The organism is Rudanella lutea DSM 19387, assembly GCF_000383955.1.
Classification (GTDB): domain Bacteria; phylum Bacteroidota; class Bacteroidia; order Cytophagales; family Spirosomataceae; genus Rudanella; species Rudanella lutea.
In genome coordinates this window covers 2,212,889-2,233,810 of record NZ_KB913013.1, presented here as the reverse complement: position 1 = coordinate 2,233,810, position 20,922 = coordinate 2,212,889, and the positions used below count along the sequence as shown (strand labels likewise).

The 20,922-nt window shown below is 52.4% G+C and carries 21 protein-coding genes; 5 read left to right on the top strand and 16 right to left on the bottom strand.

The features are described from left to right. The first annotated feature begins 10 nt into the window (after positions 1-10). The gene (locus tag RUDLU_RS0109285; RefSeq protein WP_019988101.1) at positions 11-874 is read left to right on the top strand and encodes an SDR family oxidoreductase; all 864 of its coding nucleotides are present in this window, start codon (positions 11-13) and stop codon (positions 872-874) included. Between the two features lie 182 nt (positions 875-1,056). Here the strand turns inward: RUDLU_RS0109285 and RUDLU_RS0109280 are convergent, their stop codons facing one another. Together RUDLU_RS0109280 and RUDLU_RS29245 are read right to left on the bottom strand one after the other, a co-directional pair. Continuing rightward, complete coding sequence (locus RUDLU_RS0109280; protein ID WP_019988100.1) at positions 1,057-1,650, bottom strand: hypothetical protein; 594 nt, start codon at positions 1,648-1,650, stop codon at positions 1,057-1,059. A 2-nt stretch (positions 1,651-1,652) separates the two neighbouring features. Continuing rightward, positions 1,653-3,005, bottom strand: a complete 1,353-nt coding sequence (locus tag RUDLU_RS29245; RefSeq protein WP_083940550.1) for an AAA family ATPase — start codon at positions 3,003-3,005, stop codon at positions 1,653-1,655. 140 nt (positions 3,006-3,145) lie between these two features. On the opposite strand from RUDLU_RS29245, the gene glgX reads away from it, so the two are divergent. After that, complete coding sequence (glgX, locus tag RUDLU_RS0109265) at positions 3,146-5,290, top strand: glycogen debranching protein GlgX (protein ID WP_019988097.1); 2,145 nt, start codon at positions 3,146-3,148, stop codon at positions 5,288-5,290. A gap of 436 nt (positions 5,291-5,726) precedes the next feature. Here glgX and RUDLU_RS0109260 read toward each other — a convergent pair whose 3' ends face one another. From RUDLU_RS0109260 to RUDLU_RS27205, 7 genes are all read right to left on the bottom strand, one after another. Continuing rightward, entirely contained in the window at positions 5,727-6,452 is a 726-nt protein-coding gene (locus RUDLU_RS0109260) for a DUF3891 family protein (RefSeq protein ID WP_019988096.1), read from the bottom strand. Between the two features lie 87 nt (positions 6,453-6,539). Continuing rightward, a complete protein-coding gene (locus tag RUDLU_RS0109255; protein WP_019988095.1) occupies positions 6,540-7,043 on the bottom strand; it encodes a pyridoxamine 5'-phosphate oxidase family protein in 504 nt (167 codons plus the stop codon). 178 nt (positions 7,044-7,221) lie between these two features. Next, the gene (locus RUDLU_RS28710; RefSeq protein ID WP_019988094.1) at positions 7,222-7,638 is read right to left on the bottom strand and encodes a four-helix bundle copper-binding protein; all 417 of its coding nucleotides are present in this window, start codon (positions 7,636-7,638) and stop codon (positions 7,222-7,224) included. Positions 7,639-7,664: 26 nt separating this feature from the next. After that, positions 7,665-7,892, bottom strand: a complete 228-nt coding sequence (locus RUDLU_RS0109245) for a DUF2188 domain-containing protein (protein ID WP_245581647.1) — start codon at positions 7,890-7,892, stop codon at positions 7,665-7,667. A gap of 272 nt (positions 7,893-8,164) precedes the next feature. After that, positions 8,165-9,655: a hybrid sensor histidine kinase/response regulator gene (locus RUDLU_RS0109240; RefSeq protein WP_019988092.1), complete on the bottom strand. Its 1,491-nt coding sequence runs from the start codon at positions 9,653-9,655 to the stop codon at positions 8,165-8,167. A 32-nt stretch (positions 9,656-9,687) separates the two neighbouring features. Beyond that, the gene (locus tag RUDLU_RS0109235; protein WP_027302902.1) at positions 9,688-10,110 is read right to left on the bottom strand and encodes a response regulator; all 423 of its coding nucleotides are present in this window, start codon (positions 10,108-10,110) and stop codon (positions 9,688-9,690) included. 70 nt (positions 10,111-10,180) lie between these two features. After that, positions 10,181-12,475 (bottom strand): PAS domain-containing protein, encoded by a 2,295-nt coding sequence (locus tag RUDLU_RS27205; protein WP_019988090.1) that lies wholly within the window; start codon positions 12,473-12,475, stop codon positions 10,181-10,183. A gap of 246 nt (positions 12,476-12,721) precedes the next feature. Between RUDLU_RS27205 and RUDLU_RS0109225 the strand changes: the two genes are divergently transcribed. Further along, positions 12,722-13,378, top strand: a complete 657-nt coding sequence (locus RUDLU_RS0109225; RefSeq protein ID WP_019988089.1) for a porin family protein — start codon at positions 12,722-12,724, stop codon at positions 13,376-13,378. A gap of 164 nt (positions 13,379-13,542) precedes the next feature. Here RUDLU_RS0109225 and RUDLU_RS0109220 read toward each other — a convergent pair whose 3' ends face one another. From RUDLU_RS0109220 to RUDLU_RS27200, 3 genes are all read right to left on the bottom strand, one after another. After that, positions 13,543-15,030 carry a sigma-54-dependent transcriptional regulator gene (locus tag RUDLU_RS0109220; RefSeq protein ID WP_019988088.1) on the bottom strand — a complete coding sequence of 496 codons (1,488 nt, stop codon included), beginning with the start codon at positions 15,028-15,030 and terminating at the stop codon, positions 13,543-13,545. A 132-nt stretch (positions 15,031-15,162) separates the two neighbouring features. After that, on the bottom strand, positions 15,163-15,528 hold the full coding sequence (locus RUDLU_RS0109215; protein ID WP_027302901.1) for a response regulator: 366 nt from the start codon (positions 15,526-15,528) through the stop codon (positions 15,163-15,165). 643 nt (positions 15,529-16,171) lie between these two features. Then, complete coding sequence (locus tag RUDLU_RS27200) at positions 16,172-17,278, bottom strand: endonuclease/exonuclease/phosphatase family protein (RefSeq protein WP_019988086.1); 1,107 nt, start codon at positions 17,276-17,278, stop codon at positions 16,172-16,174. A gap of 291 nt (positions 17,279-17,569) precedes the next feature. On the opposite strand from RUDLU_RS27200, the gene RUDLU_RS0109205 reads away from it, so the two are divergent. Both RUDLU_RS0109205 and RUDLU_RS0109200 read left to right on the top strand, forming a co-directional pair. Next, the gene (locus tag RUDLU_RS0109205; protein WP_019988085.1) at positions 17,570-17,821 is read left to right on the top strand and encodes a YtxH domain-containing protein; all 252 of its coding nucleotides are present in this window, start codon (positions 17,570-17,572) and stop codon (positions 17,819-17,821) included. 31 nt (positions 17,822-17,852) lie between these two features. Further along, positions 17,853-18,221, top strand: a complete 369-nt coding sequence (locus RUDLU_RS0109200) for a YtxH domain-containing protein (protein ID WP_019988084.1) — start codon at positions 17,853-17,855, stop codon at positions 18,219-18,221. Between the two features lie 558 nt (positions 18,222-18,779). Here RUDLU_RS0109200 and RUDLU_RS0109195 read toward each other — a convergent pair. The 4 genes from RUDLU_RS0109195 to RUDLU_RS0109180 form a co-directional block, all read right to left on the bottom strand. Beyond that, entirely contained in the window at positions 18,780-19,235 is a 456-nt protein-coding gene (locus RUDLU_RS0109195; RefSeq protein WP_027302900.1) for a ferritin-like domain-containing protein, read from the bottom strand. Positions 19,236-19,313: 78 nt separating this feature from the next. Beyond that, complete coding sequence (locus RUDLU_RS0109190; RefSeq protein WP_019988082.1) at positions 19,314-19,661, bottom strand: DUF3140 domain-containing protein; 348 nt, start codon at positions 19,659-19,661, stop codon at positions 19,314-19,316. A gap of 18 nt (positions 19,662-19,679) precedes the next feature. Beyond that, a complete protein-coding gene (locus RUDLU_RS0109185; RefSeq protein WP_019988081.1) occupies positions 19,680-19,895 on the bottom strand; it encodes a hypervirulence associated TUDOR domain-containing protein in 216 nt (71 codons plus the stop codon). Positions 19,896-20,009: 114 nt separating this feature from the next. After that, positions 20,010-20,720 (bottom strand): YiaD family glycine zipper/OmpA-like lipoprotein, encoded by a 711-nt coding sequence (locus tag RUDLU_RS0109180; protein WP_019988080.1) that lies wholly within the window; start codon positions 20,718-20,720, stop codon positions 20,010-20,012. Positions 20,721-20,922: the final 202 nt, after the last annotated feature.

Below are 20,922 nucleotides of genomic sequence, written 5' to 3'. Positions count from 1 at the left end.
ACAAGACGTTATGGAAGACATGAAACTAGAAACCAAACCCCAGCACCAGGATGCACAGCCGGGTTTGGAACACCAAATGGACCCGCGCCCGATTTACATTCGGGAAGGCTATGAAGGGGCGGGTAAGTTAGAAAACAAGATCGCGCTCATTACCGGGGGCGACTCAGGTATTGGGCGGGCCGTATCGGTGCACTACGCCCGCGAAGGGGCCGATCTGGCCATCATGTACCACCCCCGCGAGGAGCAGGACGCCCAGGAAACCAAACGGCTGGTCGAAGCCGAAGGGCGTCGGTGCCTGTTGCTGCCCGGCGATTTGCGGAGTATCTCGTTTATCCGGGAGGCCGTGGGTAAGGTGGTGAGCACCTACAAGCGGGTGAATATTCTGGTGAACAATGCCGCTAATCACGTGGAGCAGCAGGAGTTTACGAACATCTCCGACGAGCAGATGAAAGATACGTTCGAGATCAATATTCTGGCCATGTTCCGGCTTACGAAAAACGTACTGCCTCACATGGCGGCCCACGATTGCATCATCAACACCTCGTCGGTGGTGTCGTACCGGGGCAGCGAATCGCTCATCGATTATTCATCGACCAAGGGGGCTGTTACTTCGTTTACGCGGTCGTTGTCGCAGAATCTGGCCGACCGCGGCATCCGCGTGAATCAGGTAGCGCCGGGCCCTATCTGGACTCCGCTCATTGTCTCAACCAAGACCCCCGAAGAGGTGGCGAAGTTTGGGCAGGATGTGCCGCTTGGCCGGGTGGGTCAGCCCGCCGAATTGGCTCCGGCTTACGTGTTTCTGGCTTCGGAAGATGCCAGTTACATTACCGGCCAAACCATCCATGTGAACGGGGGTGAGGTGGTAAACTCGTAAAATAATGTGAATTAAGGATACGGCTCGTCGTAACTGATTGTTTGATAGTTAGTAGCTGACGCGCGGGGCTTCGACAAGCTCAGCCTGACCACAAACTTGAGAGTACCCAGTCAGGCTGAGCCTGTCGAATCTGAACGCCGAAGCGAACCTACGCGTCAGCTACTTTTCATAGCACACGTTTTTCATTGGTAAACCTCCGACAAATCCAGATTGAATTCTTTTTCGATAGCGGTGATGAAGCTTAACATCTTTCGGTGCCGAAGCAAATACGCTTTTTGCTGTTCTTTTGAGTACTGGGCGTCGGCGAAGGTTTGGCGGAGCAGGTCAATATGATTGGCCCGTTCCGAGTAAAGCCATTCGTCATTTATCGAAAGATAGTCTATCAGTTGCTGGGCCTCCGTATCGGCCTTATCGACCGGGCTGTAGTCGTTGTCGATGTATTCAACACGGTTTTCCAGTTCGACCCGATTATGAAAAAACAGGCTCTGGAAGAAAGAAGCACCAGCAAATTGTTTGTCTTTCCGAAGCTTTGATAGGTTCGCTTTTCGGATAGCCGCGTAATAGTTGAAATAATCGTCGTGCCACTTTCTGGTGGAATCAAAGTGTTCAATTTCAGCACTCTCGGTGTCCGTAATGTATTTTTCCGTATAGGCGCAAAATTGTTTCTGCTCGGCCAAAAGCCGCTGCCTGAGTTGCTGGTTTTTAGCTGAATCGTTCGAATAAACTAAGCCATCTGAGAGGATGGCCGACTGTGGATTTTTCGGCAAAAACTTCATGGTTACGGCTTGGGCTGGTCGCGGGGGAAATTATACTCCTGTCCGATTTGGAGCACTTGAGTAACGAGGGCTTCTTTTTGGTCTTCGTCGGCGGTTTGTCGTAATTGACGTTTTAAGTTGAGGTACTTCTCCCACATTTCGACGCCCGCCGTAGGCATCAGGCTGCTAATCTCAAAATCCTTGATCAACACATCGTTGGGGTCGTCGCCAATGGGGGCTGTACCCCGCCGGGCCGTTACGAAGCCGTCGTCGGCCCATTCGAGAATCACGCGTTCGTAGGGCTGAAACTGTGCGGCCACAATGGGGTTGTGGGTGGCAAAGAACATCTGCGTGTTCCGGTGGCCGTTTTTGTCGGTGGTTACTTCTTTGTAGATGTCCAGCAGATCGAGCAGGAAGTCAGGAAACAAGCTGTTTTCGGGCTCGTCGACAAACAGAAAGCCGTTTTCAATCTCCCGGTTGAAATAGAGTGAATAAATATGTCCAATCCGGAAAATGAAGTTGCGAATACCGGTACTAAGTTGGTTGTAATTGATTCGCTCGCCCGTAGCTTTCAGCTTGATGTAGGCATACAGATTATCCGTGAGCTGAACGGGTAGCTTAGCATTATCTACGTCGAACTCCAGGCCTGCTTTCTCCAGAATCCGGTTCCAGATATGGGCCAACCGGTCCAGAATTTTGGGGTTTGCCGAATCGAACTCATCAATCAGTTGCCGCTTGGTTTTGTTCAGGTTCTCAGGCTGATTTTCAAATTCGTTGCGCTCTCGCTCGCGTTGGGCTGTGTGGAAGATTAAATTCTTCCAGAATGTAGCCACGTTTGATTGATTGACGAGTTCAAGCCCAACTCTACTTGTTTGAGGAGTGTTAATCACGTCATTTAGCCTGCCAGAAGGTACATCGGTTGTCTGTTTATAGCTGTTGACGTCGGACTCTGCCTCAACTTTTACCACTAAAGAGTTTCCGTTAAGAGGGGTTTGACAGAAAATCTCACCCAATCCGCTCTCAACATCTGGTAGTACAGTATGTGGAGTTCTGATAGGAGTAGGAAAGGGAGTTGTCAAAAGTTGATTATCCCATGTATTGTTAGCTCTAAAAAAGCTCTTTCCTAATGTACGGCCGAACTTATACCGTCTATTTTCATAGTCAAGTTCTATTGTTAACAGAAGGAGCTTCTGGTTTAGCGTAGTCTCTCTTGAGAATCCAAAGGTTAATATATCCAGCAAAGTCGATTTGCCGGTGCCGTTGCTGCCGATAAAGCAGATTTGCTCCAGCGGCTCGCCGGTCTCGGGGTGCGTAAAATCAAGTTCGAGGTGTTTGAACTGTTGGTAATTCTCGATAACAACCTTGCAAATCTTCATATCTAAGGGCCGAGTAGTCGTCGTGCCTGGTCAAGCATCGGGTGGCAAGTTAATGAACAACCGGCTGGATTCCTTTCCGTAAACATTCGCCGTCGACACCCGGTTTATAATGGGTGTAAAGCTATTTTACACTACACGTTATGAAAAATACAGAATTACCAACCGACGGCTCGTCGGCGGCTAACCCGTCGGCACCGGTTTCCCCCAACGACTACACCACCCGCCCCGGCAAACCCTATCCGCTGGGCGCTACCCCCGACGCCGAAGGCACCAACTTCGCTCTTTTCAGTGGCAATGCCACGGCCGTTTACCTCTGTTTGTACGATCCGCAGGACCCCGGCCGCGAGCTGGTGAGTATCCCCGTCACGGAGCGTACGGAGTTGATCTGGCATATTTACGTCAACGATATTCAGCCCGGTCAGTTGTATGGCTATCGGGTGGATGGGCCGTATGACCCCGAAGCCGGCCATTATTTCAACCCCTACAAACTTCTGCTCGACCCGTACGCCAAGGCGATTCATGCGCCTGTGGTGCACGACGACTCGTTTCTGGGGTACGACTACAAAGAAGAAGGCGAAGAGCGCGTGCTCGTGATGGACACCGAAGACAGCGGCCCCCATATGCCTAAAAGCATCGTGGTCGACTCGACCTTTGACTGGGAAGGCGATACGGCCCCCGACGTTCCGATGGCCCGGTCGATTATTTACGAGGTCCACGTGAAAGGGTTCACCCATCAGCACCCGACCATCCCCGAAGAAATTCGCGGCACCTACGCCGGTATGGCCGCCCCCGAAAGCATCGATTACCTCAAAAAACTGGGCGTAACTGCCGTGGAGCTTCTGCCGGTGCATCAGTTTACGGACGAGAGCTACTGGGGCTACAATTCCATCGGCTTTTTTGCCCCGCAAAACACGTACTCGGCATCGGGCATGATGGGCGGGCAGGTGACCGAGTTTAAGGAGATGGTGAAAGCCCTGCACAAAGCGGGTATCGAGGTGATTCTCGACGTGGTGTACAACCATACGGCCGAGGGTAACCAAATGGGCCCGACGCTTTCGATGAAGGGCATCGACAATCGGGCTTACTACCGGCAGGTAGAAGAGAATCCAATCTATTTCAACGACTTTACCGGTACCGGCAATACCGTCGACCTGACGCATCCCCGCACCCTGCAATTAGTGATGGACAGCCTCCGCTACTGGGTGACGGAGATGCACGTAGATGGGTTCCGGTTCGACCTGGCATCGGCTCTCATCCGCGACGAAGCCGAAGCGGGCCGGGTGTCGTCGTTTCTGGACACCGTAGCGCAAGACCCCATTCTGGCGCAGGTAAAACTCATTGCCGAGCCCTGGGACATTGGTTCGTACCACGTGGGGCAGTTTCCGGTAAGCTGGGCCGAGTGGAACGGCAAATACCGCGACTGTGTCCGTAAATTCTGGAAAGGCGACGCGCATCAGGTGCCCGAACTGGCCTCGCGCCTGTTGGGTAGCCCCGATTTGTACGCCAACGATGGCCGTTCACCCGTCAACAGCGTAAACCTCATTACAGCACACGACGGCTTTACGCTCAACGATCTGGTGAGTTACAATGAGAAGCACAACGAAGCCAACGGCGAAGATAACCGCGACGGTGCCAATGACAACGAAAGCTGGAACCACGGTGCCGAAGGACCCACTGACGACCCCGAAATCAACCAGCTTCGTGAGCGGCAGAAACGCAACTTCCTGGCTACGCTGCTGCTCAGTCAGGGAACGCCGATGATCGTGATGGGCGACGAGTGCGGTCGCACCCAGAACGGTAACAATAACGTCTATAATCAGGACAACGAACTGAGCTGGATGAACTGGAACTGGACCGAAGACCAGCAGGCCCTGTTCGATTTTACGAGCCGCCTGACGGCCCTGCGCGGGCAGATGCCCCTGCTGCGTCGGCGGAAGTTCTACGATGGCGAGCAGATTACGTGGGTCCGCCCGGACGGCCATCCGTTCACCGACGAAGACTGGGCCAATGGCGATACGCGTTGTGTAGGCCTGTACATCAATGGCGATGCCGTAACGGATCAGGAGGAAGATGGCTCTGCCGTTGAGCCCGACCATCTGCTGTGGGTGCTCAACGCGTACTGGGAAGAGTTACCGTTTCACCTCCCCAAGCCCGGTCGTGGGCATCAGTGGGCTGTTGTGGTCAACTCGGCCGATCAGACGGTCAATCCCGAAGGCCATAAAGTGAGCGTTAAAACGCCCTTTATGATTCCGGGGCGCTCATCGGTACTGTTGAAAGTGGTGTAATGGTATTCGTTTTTTTTGAATCCCTTCGACCACCCCCCTTCCCCCTCCTTGAACTAAGGAGGGGGTGGCTTATCTGACAGGTGGAGAGTCTTTTTGCATCTCCTTTTTAATGCAAGGTTGATTTTTTACTCCCTCCTTAATTTAACGTGAATTGCTGAAAACTGCTGACGCATAGGCCTTCGACAGGCTCAGACTGACAGGCCGCTATCAAGTCTACAGTCAGCCTGAGCCTGTCGAAGGCCTATGCGTCAGCAACTACTTGTAGGACAAGGGTTTTGCCGTACGTATTGTCCATAACTCACGTTAATTTAAGGAGCGAGGGGGAGACCTAGTAATCAGAGCGCCTTCTTGGCTCCTTTTTTAGTCAAGAGTGACGTTTTTACAACCCCCTCCTTAGTTCAAGGAGGGGGCAGGGGGTGGTCATTTTGTGCCCACTTCACTCCCTGAAAGTCCAGCTCAGTTCTGCTACGTCGGCGTCGTTGAGGGCGTTATACAGCTCGGCATCGTCGGTAAAGGCGAGTTGCGTGAGCTGGTACGATTCAATGTGGACTGTAAACTCACCCGTGGCAAAGGGCCACGGATCGAGCCCCACCGAGCCGTCGGTGCGCTGGTAAATGAAGTAGGGAATCTTGTCGGGGCCTTTGCTCACTTCGAGCCGACGTTCTTCGATCTGAAGCAGGTCCTGGCACAGTACGAGCGAGAGTGCATCGCACCATTGCAGAAAATCGTAGGCATACCGGGCTTCGGCTACGGTGGCCCCGTAGGTTTTGCGCCACTTGGTCTGGTTGGTTTTCTGCTGGTCCAGAAATTCATCTAAGGCCCCGTCTTCGCCCCGTTTTTCGGTATACAGAAACGTGGTGTGCATAGAGAGCATCAGGGCGTTCCAGCGGCTCTTTTCCAGCCCAATCCGAATCATGTTTTTCATCTGCTCCACGGAGTACTCCAGCTCGTGAAAATCGAGGGGAGCCCCGGCATCGGTCAGGTGATTACGGCCCTCCCAGGCATCCTGACCATCGTCGTGCTCAAGCAGAGCGGCCAGAGTTTCGTGCCATCGGGCCGGGCGGTTTTGGGGTTTCCATCGCAGGGCAAGCTGCATCGCCAGAAGCCCGTGCGCCTGCTGATGAATTACCCGCCAGCCTGTGTTGGTAGTGGTTACGATCATGGTCAAAGAGTGAAAGAGTCAAAGAGTAAAAGAGTGAAAGAGTGCTGCCTGATCGCTCGCTCATTCACTCTTTCACTCTTTCGCCCTTTAATTGAATACCTTCCGGTTCTCGCCCTCTTTGTACGTGTCGCCGGTGACGGCCGCGCGGGCCATCTCCAGGAAACGAACCATCCGGCTCGATGTGGAGTCCCAATACTCGGCCAGGTGCGTATCCACTTTCAGGAGGGTCAGTTGCGGATCGTCCTTACCATCGGGGAACCAGGGTTTGGCTGCTGGCGACCATAGTTCTTCAATTTTCGCCCGGTCGTCTACCTCGTGAGCCGTACCACTGATCGACACGTACGAAGCATCCGACACATCGGCGAAGCTCAGATTAACCTGCTGCTCGTGGTTTTCGATCTGATCTACCTTGGGCGAGCTTTTTTTGGTGAAAAACCAGAGCGTGCCGTTGGCATCCATCTGCATGACAGACATCGGGCGGCTCACCAGATGCCCCGCATCGTCGACGGTGGTCATCATGGCAATCCGAATATCTTCAATCAGGTCTTTAACCTTTTCCAGGTCTTTGTTGTGCTGGGGTTGTGTTTCCATAACGTTTTGGTTTGTATGGCTGAAACAGCCGGAGTGGGACCGGGGTTTGAAAAAACGAGCCAACGCCCGATTGGGTAGGTACGGCCTGATTGCGGTAGGCCATATACCAACGAAAAAGCCGCCCCGGAGTAAATCGGAACGGCTTTGTTGGTGAGGTATTAGTCGTTGTCGTTTATGCTTAGTTGTACAGGGTTTCGCGCAGGTCGATTCCGTAGAACAGCGACGACGGTGTCGTGCCTGGGTTGGTTGAATCGAGCGTCTGCTGATGCGACATGTCCAGAATGTTTACGCAGCTCCGAATGGTCTGCTGGCACATGGCATACACCTGTTGCGTTTCGGGGGTGTTGAAATTAGCAGCCTCCTCAGCGCACTTTTCGCACACCTCAATACAGGTTTTGGCCAGTAGTCGGGTGTTTTCAGAGCCCCGAACGTATAGCATCGCTACCTGACGGCAGAGGTCAGCACAGTCCAGATTAAGGAAGATGTAACGATACCAGTTTTCAATATCGGCCTGGCGCGACGCGTTCGTGGCGGTTTCGTCGCAAAGGGCTGCACATCCGGTCAGGGAATCGTAAATGTTCTTCTTCCAGTTCATAACGGTAGAGCGTAAAAGGTTTAAAATCAACGAGAATGAGATGAATACAGGCCCGTAGCGTCGGAACCCGAATAGCTCAACCGAGCCATCCGGCGTGCTTCGCTGATGCTCACAGTGATCGCCTGTTGCTTTGTCATGTCGCCCTGAGCTACCAACCGGTTGGCAATCTCAATTGCTTTCGCCCGAGTGCTGGGGTTAAGCGAGCGCATCGCTGCCGGGAAATGAGTATCGCTCCACATCATCTTCGTATTCATTTACGCTATGGGTATAGAAATTTTGGTGCCAATATGGACGGACCAGCCGGTTCAAAGTAACACCTGTTTTGTAAGCAGTTCAGAATCAAGTCTAATGTATGATTCTGAGTGCTTCAAGTGATTATGTTTTTTCGGGACTGTATCCATTAAACGGTGCAGGCTGTAGAAAAAAAGTGGGGTGAGTGTGGAGTTTATTACCCATCGACGTCCTGGATTCCCCAATAAAAAACCCGGCACTGGGCCGGGTCTGTATTGAGTTCGGAAACAGATTACTAAACCGAAAGCGGAAAGTTGATTCGGAACGTGGTACCGAACCCCTCTTTCGAGTCGACCTCGATGCTGCCTTTGTGGCTGTTTACGATATTCTGCGTGGTGGTCAGACCGAGGCCCATACCGCTGCTCTTCCCCGTGAAGAACGGGTCGAAAAGCCGCTTGCGGTTTTCTTCCGAAATACCACTGCCGTTGTCTTTCACTTCCACAATCACACGGTCATCATCGGAGCAGGACGTGCTCACGGTCAGAATCCCCTTGCCGGGCTCCATAGCTTCCACGGCGTTGATAAAGATGTTGAGCAGGGCCGTTTTGATCTGCTCACTGTCGAGCAGGGCAATGCAGGGGCCTGCACAATAGTTGGTTTGCAACTGCATGGATTTGAGCTTGAGCCGGTCCGAAACCAGGTGCAGTGTGTCGCGCACAATATCGGTCAGATTCTGCGGCTTCCGGTCAAGTTCGCGCGGTTTTGAGGAGTTGAGCATCTCGGTAATCAACTGCCCAATGCGCTCCACGTTGCGCTGAATGATGTCGGTGAACACCTGCGTGCTGTCGTCGTCGGCCGGAAGTTCTTCCTTGAGCTGTTCGAGGGCCAGACTGAGGTTCGTGAGGGGGTTCCGAACCTCGTGCGCAATGCTTCGGGCAATTTTGCCGGTCATCGACAGCTTCTCGGCCACGATCAGGTCTTGCTGTGCCCGCTTTTGCTCGGTCACATCGCGAATAATGCCCTGGTACCAGTTGGGTTGCCCCTGATTATCGTCGACGGCCCAGATCGACACCAGACAGGTACGCTTGCGGCCCGCTTTGCTGATGAGTGTGGTTTCGTAGTCTTTTAGCTGGTTGTGCTCCCGCACGTTGAACCGAATCTCGCGCAGGGCGTCGATATTGGTAAAAAGCCGGGCCACGTTCATGTACTTCAGGTCGTCGCGGGTGTAGCCCAGCAGTTGTTCGACGGAGGGGTTGGCATCCTGAAAGATCAGGTTGCTATCCATCACGAAAATGGCGTCCATCGACCGTTCAAACAAAGCCCGGTACTTGTTCTCGTTTTTAGCCAGTTCGGCCAGCGTTTCGGCCTGCCGCAGGGCGTACCGGATACTCCGGCCCAGTACCTGCGCGTCGATGCGCCCCTTGACCAGATAATCGGCCGCGCCCAGTTCGAGGGCCGAGTTATCGACCGACAGATCGTCCTGCCCCGTCAGCAGAATCATGGGGGCCTGACTACCCAGCCGGAATGCCTCCTGAATCAGGTCGATACCGGTGTTCTCGCCGAGCCGGTAGTCGATCAGGTACACATCAAATTCGTTGCGCTGAATGGCTTTCAGTGCCGAATCGTAATTGTCGATCCACTCGAGTCGGATGTTGGCGTTTTCCCGCGACGAAACCAGTGTACGCGTCAGTACGTAATCGTCTTCATCGTCTTCCACCAGCAGAACCCTGATTTTGTCTTGTTTAGCCGGGGCTACGTCAAACGTAATTTTTTCCTGAGAAATCATGGTTAATATGGATAGCAAAGGAGGCCTTTGGTTTACTGAGGCAGGCGAACCGTTTCGAGCCAATAGGCCTTCAATGCAGCGATAACCTCAACCAGCCGGTTGTAATTAAAAGGCTTGATTACAAAGGAGTTGACGCCCAGATTGTATGAGCGCACCACATCTTCGTCGGCCGAGGAGGTCGACATGACCACCACCGGTAACCGGCGCAGATTGGGGTTTTCCTTGATAAGGCCCAGGGCCTGAAAGCCGTTCATGCGGGGCATGTTCAGATCCAGAATCAGTAGCGTAGGGCGCGGGGCCGACTGAGTCGTGTAGGCGCCCCGCCCATTCAGATAATCGAGTAGTTCTTCCCCATTCTCAACAGATCTAACTTCGTGTGTATAGCCATTTTGTCGTAAAGCCTGCTCCAGAAACATGCGGTCGTCGGCATCATCATCCGCAATTAATATTAGCATGGAGGTACGCTGGGTATTGGTCATGACCGGAAAGTTAGTAGCAACTAATCCAATTGTAATGTAAAACTACTTAATTGATAGGTAATAAGAGTTTAAAAGTGGCGCCTTTATTTGGATAACCCTCGGCCACAATCTCACCCCCGTGGTTCTGAGCAATCTTTTGTACGATGGCAAGGCCGATTCCGGTGCCACTATACTCGCTGCGGCCGTGCAAACGCCCAAAAACCTGAAAAATCCGTTCGGCGTGCTGCTGTTCGAACCCGATTCCGTTGTCGGTAACAACCACCTCGACCACCAGCCGGCGCTCGTCGGAGGGGTCCATGTGCAGGTTGGCCGAGATGTTGATCATAGGCTGCACACCCGCTCGCGTGAACTTGAGCGCGTTGGAGAGCAGGTTCTGAAACAGTTGCCGAAACTGACTGGCATCGCCCTTTACCACCGGCAGCGACCCCACGTGGATGTGGGCGCTTTTTTCGCGGATATTGGCCTCCAGATCGTCGATCACCTCGGCCACAATCTGATTCAGGTTGGCGGGTTTAAACGGGGCGGTTTGGGCCGAAAGTCGGGAGTAGGTCAGCAAATCGTGAATCAGAGCCGACATGCGCCGGGCTGCCAGTTGCATTCGCTGTACCAGATCGTAGCCAGTTTCGCCCAGGGCCTCGCGGTATTGATCGGCCAGCACATCGCCAAAGGATTGCACCTTACGCAGCGGCTCCTGCAAATCGTGCGAGGCTACGTAAGCAAACTGCTCCAGATTGGCGTTCGACCGTTTCAGCTCGTTGACCGACTCCTCCAGCTGCCGCTGAAACAGCCGGTTTTGGGTTACGTTCCGAAACGTGAGCATGGCCATCACGGTTTGGCCGGCATCGTTGTGAACCGGGGCGAAAAAGACCTCGTAAATCTGGTCGCCCACCTGTTCTTCCATCCGTTGGCTGCGGCCCGAGAGGGCTTCGGTAAAGTTGGCCAAACCCTTCTCCCTAAACTCCGGCACTACCATTTCGACAAAAGGCTGGTTGGTAAGAGCCCCATTGCCGCTCACCCGAAAAGCGGGCGGTAGGTCGCCGTTGGCGTACAGGATCCGGAGTGTGTGATCGCAAACGAGCACACCCGTTTCGGGTACGTTGTTAGAAAGGGCCTTGAACAAAATAGACTCGCCCATGAGTGCGTGCTGCGCCTTCCGAACGTCGGTGATGTTCATAAACGCTATCACCAGCCGGTTACTGCCCGACGGCGAAACCGACACGTCGAGCCAGCGTTCAAAACCATCCTGATTCATGTACACCTCCTGCCGGTGTTCTTTCTGTTCGTGCAAACTCCTTTTGTACAGATCAAAGAGGCCCGTGTCGATATGCCAGGGACAGCACTTGAGCAGACTTTTACCGATCAACTCGGCTTCGGTAGTTTCCAGAAACCGTTCGGCGGCCCGGTTCACCACCGCAAACCGGAAGTCGACCAGTTGGTGCCCGGTATCATACACCGCTTCGAGCGAAACCAGGCAACTAATCGACCCATTGAGCACCACCCGGAGCCAGTTGGCCTGCTGCTGTACGGTTTCGAGCGCCAGCCGCGACTCGGTAATGTCCATGAACGTCACCAGCAGGGTCTCTTCGCCCAGCCGGCGAGCCGACTCCTCAAGCCAGAGCGGTTGTTCGTCGCCGTTGTACAAGGCCTGCATTCGCTGCGGTTGCCCGGTTTCCATGGCCTTTACGTACATGTCGAACAGGCCCATCGACAGGTTTTCGGGGAAGAGATGAAGCAAACGCTGCCCAATCATGGTCGATTCGGGCATATTCAGGTACACTTCGGCGGCCTGATTGGCGGTCAGAATCTCGAAATCTTCAATATGGCCCTCGGCGTTACGCATGGCCCGGAAGGTCATGATGCTGTTGATAGAGCCGTCGAGCACACTATTGAGCGTATCGACCAGTTCGCGGTGCCGGATTTCGGCTTCTTTGCGGGGGGTAATGTCGCTGAAGTTCAGAACCAGCCCATCCTGCCACACACTCGCCGAATAAGCATACCACGATCGGCGTTCGGGCTCGTAATGTTCGTACTCGAATGGCTCACTCGTGCCGATCAGCTGCACGCATCGGTCAAACAGCCCGGTTTGTTTGGCTTGTGGGAATCGCCTGAGTAGGGTATATCCCGAGAGTCCGTCGGCCGGATACCCCGACAGTTGCCGGGCTACCGGGTTCATACTTATCACCAGAAAGTCGTACACGACCCCGGCTGTGTCGCGCAGGGGTTTGTAAATCTCAATCCCGTTGGGCGAATTATTAAGCAGATTATGCAGTAGTTCGACCTGGGGTTGATTCTTGGTTTCGTCCAGTCCAAACAAGGCGTGCATCTGATTGGCAGGGTTCATTCTGGTAATAGTTAAGAACGGTGGGTTGGTTGATTAATTCCCCGATTTGGGGAGACGAATACGCAGTTCATGGGAGTAAACCACTCGTTCGTGTGCGTCAATCGACCAGTTAATATGCAAGTAAACAGGGTCATAATCAGTTTCCAAACGTATTTATGACGTTCGGCAATCAACTCTGGCACGAAATTGACCCTATACCTGAGCAATAATGCCTTAGTCGGCATTGTCAACTAACCATTACACGTTATGAAAACTACACGCAAATCATGGTTGGCTTTAGGTCTCATGGGTCTCGGAGCCTTCTTGTTTCAACCTACCGACGCTACTGCACAAAACCGAGTTCGGGCGGGTATCAAAGGCGGTTTCAACGCCAGTTCTATTTCCTTTGAAAACGCCAATGCCAACGACCGTAAAGAGCGGTATGGCTTTCACGGCGGGGTATATGCCCAGATTCCGGCGGGTGAGTTTTTTGCCATTCAGCCTGAGTTGCTATACTCAGCTAAGGGGGCTTCGGCCAATTATAACCTCAATGCAGGCGGGTTTAATTTACAGGGCCGCAATACGTTCCGGCTCAATTATGCCGAACTGCCCGTACTGGCAACCTTCAAACTGGGCAATGCTGTTGAATTGCAGGCAGGCCCGTATGCTGCGTACCTCGTGAACTCAAACGTAAGCTCTACTGGCGACCTGGGCAACAGCACTCTGGCTCTCAACCGGGACGCTTTCAATAAGTTCGATTACGGTGTAGCCGGTGGTCTGAACGTATTTTTGGGCAAAGCCCTGATTGGGTTGCGTTACGGGCAGGGTCTGCAAAATATTGCCAACTCGGCAGCCGCCCGAACAGTACTGGGTAACGCCAAAAACGGCGTCGGGATGATCTCAGTTGGTTTCAGTGTTAACTAACAGAATTCCAGTCTGATAAGCTTACAAAAGGATCGGGGTCGGTAGCACACAGCTACCGACCCCGATTTGTATTGGTATCCAGGAGAGAGATGCCAGGTATCGCGTCTCGACCGCCATAACCCTAAACTCTAAACTGTAAACTGTAAACTGTAAACTGTAAACTCTTACAAGTGTATGTCGTACGCTTTGAGTTTGTTGTAAAGTGTTTTGCGGTCAATGTTGAGTACCTCAGCGGCTTTGGTTTTATTGTAGCCTGTTTTTTCGAGGACTTTCAGGATGGCGGCCCGCTCGGCATTTTCCGATACCGACTTCAGGTTGCTGGCTGGTTGCGCAATTACCGTTGCCCCGGCCCGAATCACGTCGGGGTACACCTGAACGCCAGCCGCTACGCTTTGATCTTCGGGGTGGAAGTACGTCGGGTGGACAATCTCGTGGGGGAGGGCCTCAACCTGCACATAATCGCCCTGCGTGAGGAGTACCGCCCGTTTCACCACGTTCTGCAGTTCGCGGAGGTTGCCGTGCCAGTAGTAGTCGCGGAGCTTTTCTTTGGCTTCGTCCTCAAAACCCTGCACTTCTTTCTCTAACTGTTGATTGGCCAGTTGGAGAAAATGCTCGGCAAAAATCATGATGTCGGTACGGCGTTCGCGCAGAGGGGTCAGCTCAATCCGAAACTCATCGATCCGGTGGTAGATGTCCTCGCGGAAACGGCCCTGCCGCACAGCGTCGCGCAGGTCTTCGTTGGTTGCGCACACAATCCGAACATCAACCGGAATATCCTGGTTGCTCCCGATGCGCCGAATCTTACGCTCCTGAAGTACCCGCAGCAGTTTAATCTGATTGTCGTACGACAGGTTGCCAATCTCGTCGAGAAACAGCGTGCCGCCGTTGGCGTACTCGAAACTACCCGCTTTGTCGGAGAGGGCACCCGTAAAGGCCCCTTTCACGTGGCCAAACAGTTCACTGCCGGCCAGGTCTTTTGAGAGCGCCCCGCAGTCGATGGCCACAAACGGTTTTTCGGCCCGCTTGCTGCGTAGGTGAATGGCGTTGGCCACAAATTCTTTCCCCGTCCCGGTTTCGCCCGTGATAATCACCGACATGTTGGTGGGGGCAATCAGCTCAATGTGTTTCTGAAGCTGTTCGGCGGCCCGGCTCTTTCCAAAAATGAAGCGTTTGCCATCAGGCGCCATTGTGGCCGATTTGGTACCCCGGCCCGACGTCCCTTTGGCGGGGGTTGAGGCTGGGGCAGTTTCGGTTTCAGAAGTGGCTCCGGCAGGGCTGGTTAGGGTTTGCTGACGCCGGTCGAGCGCACTCTTAATGGTGTACAGAATTTCGTCGGGGTAGAGCGGCTTGGTTACGTAATCGAAAGCACCGTATTTGAGAGCCTGTACCGCAATCCGAACGTCGGAGTACCCGGTTATGATGATAACCGCCGTTGATGGGCTGATGACTTTGATCCGGCGCAGCATTTCGAGGCCGTCGATATCCGGAAGCTTAAAATCACAGATAACCAGTTCGAAGGCATCTTTGCGAATCAGGGCCAGTCCGTCTTCACCCCGCTGGGAAGAAGCCGTTTTGTAGCCCTGCTTCGACAGAAACCGTTCGAGCAGCAGGCAGATATCGTTATTATCGTCAACTATGAGAATACGTTCCATGGGCGGTAGTGTCAATGAAAACAAAAGGTGTTGGCAGGGCAAAACGAAAGAGCGTCGTGTATCGACACGACTACCCACGAACACGCGTTTTATGAAATCGGGTGATGCAGATGCAGCCTATACAAAGATAACTTATTCCGAAATAGCTTGCAGGGCCTGTTCAACCGATTTGCGGGTGAATGGTTTGCCGATAAAATAGTCGGCTCCTTGTTCAGTGGCCCTTGATCGCTCGGCGTTGCCATCGAAGGCACTAATCATGATCACCTTGGTCTCATTGTGGGTGGTTTTGATGGTTGGGAGCAGATCAAAGCCTAACCCATCGGGCAGGTTTAAATCGAGAAATACGGCGTCGAACTGTTGCGAACGCAAACACCGACGACCTTCCTCCAGAAAGTGGGCACAGGTGGGTTGATATCCCAACCGTCGTAACAAACCTGATAGCAATAAGCATATATCAGCTTCATCGTCAACGATCAAGACTCGTTTTATAGTTGTCATATCATATTTCACGGTGGGGCGTACTTGCTGACCCGTGTTGGTTCCTATTGCTCGTATCACGATGCAAACAATTCAAAGTTCGGTAATGAACTATTCTAAATTGATGCCTAACTCATCAGGCGAAGCTACCGGGGTGGTTTTTTGACGTTCAAAAACCACAGTATGAGCTATTTAATAAGTTTCTGCGAAGTTTGTTTGTCTATTTCGCTAAATAACTTAACCTGACCGAGTGCGTGAAATCTCTACACTATATTCTACAACTGTAGAGATTATTCTACGGTTTTCATACTGACCGCTTTTGTCTACAAAAGCTGCTTTTTTGTTTTTTACCGCTCATTTTCAACTAATAAGCGGCTCTTAATCTACTAACCACAAAGGTTATCATTTTCTGGCATAACTTTTTCTATAAACTTAACCGAAGCGAGACACAGCCACGGGCTTCGGCCCCTATGCTGCTCTGATTTACTCAACTTTTGCCTCAACGAATGTTTGCCTGCCCGTCGCACCAGTTTGGTAGGCAAACAATGAAAAAATAACAAAGACATTTTCGCTGTCTCGACACAGCAGCGAGCCAATTTAGGTTAAGTACAAGTTACGGTGGGTACGGAATTCCTGCGCCAATTTGAGTGCAGGAATTTTTTGTTTAAACCGGTTTGCCAGCATCCGTATCGGATTGGTTGGCCGACAAAGCCTCCGTTATTTTCTCTTTAGCTTCTTCCAGATCGTTGCCCTCAGGCTCAGGTACCTCGTCTATACGTTGTGGGTCGGGGGCGTAGGTAAGCGCTACCAGAATCGGGAAGTGGTCGGAGCCGCAGTTGGGCATCCGGCGCAAACTGTTGACCGTAAAGTGGTGCGACACAAACACGTGGTCGAGGGGCCACCGCAGAAAGAAGTACTTCGCATGAAACGTGCTGAACAGGCCCCGCCCAATGCGCGGGTCGAGCAGGCCACTCACCCGCCCAAAGAGCCGGGTTGTGTGCGACCAGGCTACGTCGTTAAGGTCGCCAGCCACAATGATCGGTCCCTTCAGGCTGCGTGCTTCCCGGCCTACCAGCAGTAGTTCGGCATCGCGCTCGGTGGAGCGGTAATGCTCGGTTGGGCTGGGCGGCATCGGGTGTACCCCGTAAAAGTGAATCCATTTGCCCGACGGCAGTTGAAGCTGGGTGTAGATCGACGGGATGTCGTCCTGAATCTGAAACCGAACCTGTGTAGCGCGCATGGGCAACCGCGAATAAAACAACATGCCGTACGTATTCTCCAGCGGAATGAGCTGCCGGTAGGGGTAATCAGGTTCAATACCGCTCAACGCCTGCCGCCAGGTTTCGTTGCCTTCCAGAATCAGCACAATGTCGGGCTTATGTTTGCTGATGAGCCGGCACACATCGGGGCATTGTGTATTGTCCATAAACACGTTGGCGATCAGAAGCCGAATGCCGTTGGCTTCGATTTCGGGCGATTTTCGTTTCTGACGCGGCACCTGCACCCGGTGCAGAAACGTGTACGGGTAAATGAGCCAGCCCTGGTACGCCAGAGCCGCCGTCAGGAGCGTCGGTACGAGCAACTGTGGCCATGTCCAGTCATTCTGAAAAATGAGCCAGGCTACCAGCCCCACTGCGGCCAGCACCATGAGCTGAAAATGGGGGAAGTCCCACATCCGAATCCACCAGTAGTCGAGCCGGATAAGGTTGAGGAACGAGGCAATACCGACAAAAAGGCCGTAGCCCAGGAATAGTGATTCGGCGAAGTTCATGGCCAGATAACTAACAGATGTGTTCGTCTGTTGGGGTTGCCCCTCAAAAGTCGCCTGAACGCATGGTGTACCTACTCAGCGGTAATTTGAAGGGCAATAGTCGGCCGGGAAATTATGAGGAATAAAGTCGAAGAAGTGTAGAAAATCATTCCCACGTTTGGTCCCCATCAATCTGTCGGTATAGTTATAATTTTCTGATAAAGAGTATATTATGTCTGGGGTACTTGTCTGGTACGCTTTTTTCTAAAAGGTAGGATGTCGGAAGACGATACACAACCGACTCGACGAACCATGAAAGCATTACCAGGAATTCTGATTGGACTTGCGGCTGGCGTAGTGCTTGGCGTGCTGATGGCCCCCGATAAGGGCAATGCAACACGTAAGCGTATTTCGAACGACGCAGATTCATTCTTTAAAGACTTGCAGGATCAACTGCAGGAGGGCATCGAGACCATTAAGGGGCAATACAATGATTTTGTAGAGACCTCAGCGTCGCGCACAAAAGACGCCCTCGGCCGGGCTGAGCGCCGGGCAAAACGTTAACCGATTATCAACCTAAAAACAAACAACGATCATGCGTAGCACACGCGATTTTCTGACAGGTGTATTGACTGGAGTAGCTATCGGCTTGCTGACAGCCCCACGTAGCGGTAAAGAAACCCGTGACAAACTCAAAGAAGAAGCCAACAAACGTTCGGGCGATCTGAAAGATCAATGGAACAAAGGCGTTGAGCAGGTGAAACAGGGCTACGAGCAGGCTAAAACGCAGGTTTCTGAATACACCGATAAGGCCAAGCAGCAACTTAACGAGTACAAGTCGCAGGCTCAGAATGAGTACGACAAGCAGCGTGCTAAAAGCCAATATAACGACACCGTCGACCAATTGGCCGACCAAACAGAGTCAGGTATTAACTCGACTCGTGAGTCGCTAAAGATTGATTAAGCAGGGCTAACCCCCGCTTTCTGATTTACTCAACGTTATGAACTAAGCCTCCCCACCCGTAAACCGGGTGGGGAGGCTCTTTTTTTGTCCCTTTTAACTATGATTTAACTAGTGTTTAAGTGCGCTTTAACAGACATGTCACAACTTTGTAGTGTCAATAGTCTACAGGCTTTTACCCCCATGCGCACGTCTAACTTTGCTACTGAGTCCTGGTTTCGTCTGATCGCCCTGCTGACCCTGCTGGTCATGGCGTATTTCGCTCAGAATTAACCACCCGGCTTGTTACCTCATCAAAACAAATCGTCTATACAGCACGTTTCCGTTCCAACCTTCGTATCGAAATGACTAAATTGTATTCAACCCCTCCGTGCTTCCGTCGTCCGAAAATTCGGGATGTATTCGGCTTCACAACCACTACAACGCCGGGCAATAGCTTCGCCTTTGTGGTTCGTAAGCAGGCAGGGTATACAACCAAGACTACCCAGGCATTCGCTTGACACCCCTATAAACAAGAAAACCTGCCTCCAGAGGAAGCAGGCTTTCCAATCCCACCATTCACTACACTACCAAGGCCAGTCGAGCCATCGACGCGTGGGCCGATTCGATGCTCTGTTTTTGCCGCAACAGCAACTCTCGGGTGCTGGCGGCCAAGTCGGTTTGCTGCAACACGTTGTTGTAGTCATCGAGCGCTTCTTTGTCGCCCCGCTGACATTCCTGCACGGTTGCTTTATCATTATCACTTGCGAAAGCTGATTTGATGTTGATCCAGGCCCGGTGCAAATCCGACAGAATACTCGTGTTCTTGTCGGGCTCGCCACCCAGTGTCCGGATCTCCCGGTCGAGTTCCATAGCGTACTCGGCCCGCTGCCGTGATTGAGCCAGAAAAAGACTTTTCAGCTCAGAATCCTTCGTGTTTTCGGCAGCTTCCTGATACCCTTCTTCAGCGTCGTGGCTGCGGGTCAATAACGTGTTTAGTGCGTCGAGGATTTCGCCCCGGGTCTGTTTAACGTTCATAATGTTGAGTTGTTGGTAATCTACTTTGCAAATCGACAAAGGCGATTGCATTCGCGTATCTACTTAAATCAGAAAAAGTCACCTTTTGTTTGGATCGTGCCCCCAGTTTTTGAGCGAATATTCCCAGTTACTCTCCCGGCTTTCTTTTGGCTCCTGTGCCGAATGCCGTTTGATATAGCTGATCACCTTCCGCATGTGGGCGTAATCGTCATCGGTGTACTCGGCAGCTTTCTTACCCAGTAACGACACAATGCGCTCACCTGATTTATGGCCAGTTGATTCAGTGTCACCGTTTTGTTTCTGACCAACCGACTTTGACTCGTCGGGGCCGAGCCATTTTTTCAGCTGGGTAGCCGTCATATTTACGAGCTCATCGAACTCTTTTTTTACGGCTTTCTGATCCTGCGTGTCGGTTGTTGTGGCCATCTCTTCTTATCAAACGGTTCACTTCTTCGTAACCTCACTTGCCGATTTAACGACCCTGGTTTTTTTGTCCTGCGTTATCACCAGCGCGGGCTCTTCGGCCGACCCCTTACGTTTAATCGTCTTACCCTGCACGGTTTTGCTTACGTCTGACGTATGCACTTCGGTAACGGTGCCTTCGCCCGTTCCTTTACCGTACTTCCATTCGACTCGGTCGCCTTTTTTTACCGTTGCCATAATCTGTGCGTGTTGAATGTATAGTGAACAATGTAAAATGAGCAATGAATAATTGAGTTATTTTCTGATAATCAGCTATTTAACTGCGCATTTTACATTGTTCATTATACATTGTTAGTCGAGGTTGCCGTTTTTGGCATCCCGCTTCATCTTGTCGTTCGCAAACACCGCGATGTCGACCCGGCGGTTTTTCTGCCGACCGGCTTCGGTATCGTTATCGGCTACCGGTTGCGATTCGCCGTAGCCTTTTTCATCCATTCGGCCAGCTTTCACGCCCTGTGCCTTCAGGTAGTCAGCAACGGCATCGGCCCGTTGGCGCGATAGCCGCAAATTCAACTCGTCGGAACCGGTGGCGTCGGCGTGACCTTCAACCAGAATGTCGGTGTCCTGATACTTCTGAAGGGTTTGCGCAAAATCAGCCAGGTCCTTCCGTGTCTGGGGCTTCAGGTCATATTTGCCCACATCAAACAGAATATCAGACCCGAACGTAATTTTGATGCCCTCCCCGACGCGCTCAACCTTGGCGTTGGGCAGGTCGCGTTGCATCTCTTCGGCAGCTTTGTCCATGCGTCGGCCAATCACGGCCCCAGCGGCACCACCCACGGTGGCACCCAGAATAGCCCCCATCACGGTATTGCCCGACCGGCGCCCGATGATTCCGCCGACTGCAGCACCACCCGCTGCACCGATGGCGGCACCCCGCTGGGTCTTGTTCGTATTGCGTTTAGCCGATTTACAGCTTGTCAGGACATCGCCTGATAGTAACGTGAATGCGATGGCTACTGTGGCCATCTGTTTCTTGGATACTCCTTTATTCCAGTTCATAATCCTGTGGGATGTTTTGGTAAACAGGGGCCAAAAGTTGTACCAGTTGGGTGCCTAGTTAATAAGTAGTTGCTATTTTTGGTGTATAATATGCTGTAATTCAATTGAATATACTTTGTCTATTTATTTTAAAGACTAATAGGCTTTGCCCCAAAGTCGGCTGGAAAGGGAATAGGCTTTCCTCATAATTGTGGAATCGATT

What these genes read in the sequence shown, in the direction of transcription:
- RUDLU_RS0109285 (WP_019988101.1), top strand. Translation starts at nt 11, where the DNA reads ATGGAAGACATGAAACTAGAAACCAAACCCCAGCACCAGGATGCACAG.
- RUDLU_RS0109280 (WP_019988100.1), bottom strand. Translation starts at nt 1,650, where the DNA reads ATGAAGTTTTTGCCGAAAAATCCACAGTCGGCCATCCTCTCAGATGGC.
- RUDLU_RS29245 (WP_083940550.1), bottom strand. Translation starts at nt 3,005, where the DNA reads ATGAAGATTTGCAAGGTTGTTATCGAGAATTACCAACAGTTCAAACAC.
- glgX (WP_019988097.1), top strand. Translation starts at nt 3,146, where the DNA reads ATGAAAAATACAGAATTACCAACCGACGGCTCGTCGGCGGCTAACCCG.
- RUDLU_RS0109260 (WP_019988096.1), bottom strand. Translation starts at nt 6,452, where the DNA reads ATGATCGTAACCACTACCAACACAGGCTGGCGGGTAATTCATCAGCAG.
- RUDLU_RS0109255 (WP_019988095.1), bottom strand. Translation starts at nt 7,043, where the DNA reads ATGGAAACACAACCCCAGCACAACAAAGACCTGGAAAAGGTTAAAGAC.
- RUDLU_RS28710 (WP_019988094.1), bottom strand. Translation starts at nt 7,638, where the DNA reads ATGAACTGGAAGAAGAACATTTACGATTCCCTGACCGGATGTGCAGCC.
- RUDLU_RS0109245 (WP_245581647.1), bottom strand. Translation starts at nt 7,892, where the DNA reads ATGAATACGAAGATGATGTGGAGCGATACTCATTTCCCGGCAGCGATG.
- RUDLU_RS0109240 (WP_019988092.1), bottom strand. Translation starts at nt 9,655, where the DNA reads ATGATTTCTCAGGAAAAAATTACGTTTGACGTAGCCCCGGCTAAACAA.
- RUDLU_RS0109235 (WP_027302902.1), bottom strand. Translation starts at nt 10,110, where the DNA reads ATGCTAATATTAATTGCGGATGATGATGCCGACGACCGCATGTTTCTG.
- RUDLU_RS27205 (WP_019988090.1), bottom strand. Translation starts at nt 12,475, where the DNA reads ATGAACCCTGCCAATCAGATGCACGCCTTGTTTGGACTGGACGAAACC.
- RUDLU_RS0109225 (WP_019988089.1), top strand. Translation starts at nt 12,722, where the DNA reads ATGAAAACTACACGCAAATCATGGTTGGCTTTAGGTCTCATGGGTCTC.
- RUDLU_RS0109220 (WP_019988088.1), bottom strand. Translation starts at nt 15,030, where the DNA reads ATGGAACGTATTCTCATAGTTGACGATAATAACGATATCTGCCTGCTG.
- RUDLU_RS0109215 (WP_027302901.1), bottom strand. Translation starts at nt 15,528, where the DNA reads ATGACAACTATAAAACGAGTCTTGATCGTTGACGATGAAGCTGATATA.
- RUDLU_RS27200 (WP_019988086.1), bottom strand. Translation starts at nt 17,278, where the DNA reads ATGAACTTCGCCGAATCACTATTCCTGGGCTACGGCCTTTTTGTCGGT.
- RUDLU_RS0109205 (WP_019988085.1), top strand. Translation starts at nt 17,570, where the DNA reads ATGAAAGCATTACCAGGAATTCTGATTGGACTTGCGGCTGGCGTAGTG.
- RUDLU_RS0109200 (WP_019988084.1), top strand. Translation starts at nt 17,853, where the DNA reads ATGCGTAGCACACGCGATTTTCTGACAGGTGTATTGACTGGAGTAGCT.
- RUDLU_RS0109195 (WP_027302900.1), bottom strand. Translation starts at nt 19,235, where the DNA reads ATGAACGTTAAACAGACCCGGGGCGAAATCCTCGACGCACTAAACACG.
- RUDLU_RS0109190 (WP_019988082.1), bottom strand. Translation starts at nt 19,661, where the DNA reads ATGGCCACAACAACCGACACGCAGGATCAGAAAGCCGTAAAAAAAGAG.
- RUDLU_RS0109185 (WP_019988081.1), bottom strand. Translation starts at nt 19,895, where the DNA reads ATGGCAACGGTAAAAAAAGGCGACCGAGTCGAATGGAAGTACGGTAAA.
- RUDLU_RS0109180 (WP_019988080.1), bottom strand. Translation starts at nt 20,720, where the DNA reads ATGAACTGGAATAAAGGAGTATCCAAGAAACAGATGGCCACAGTAGCC.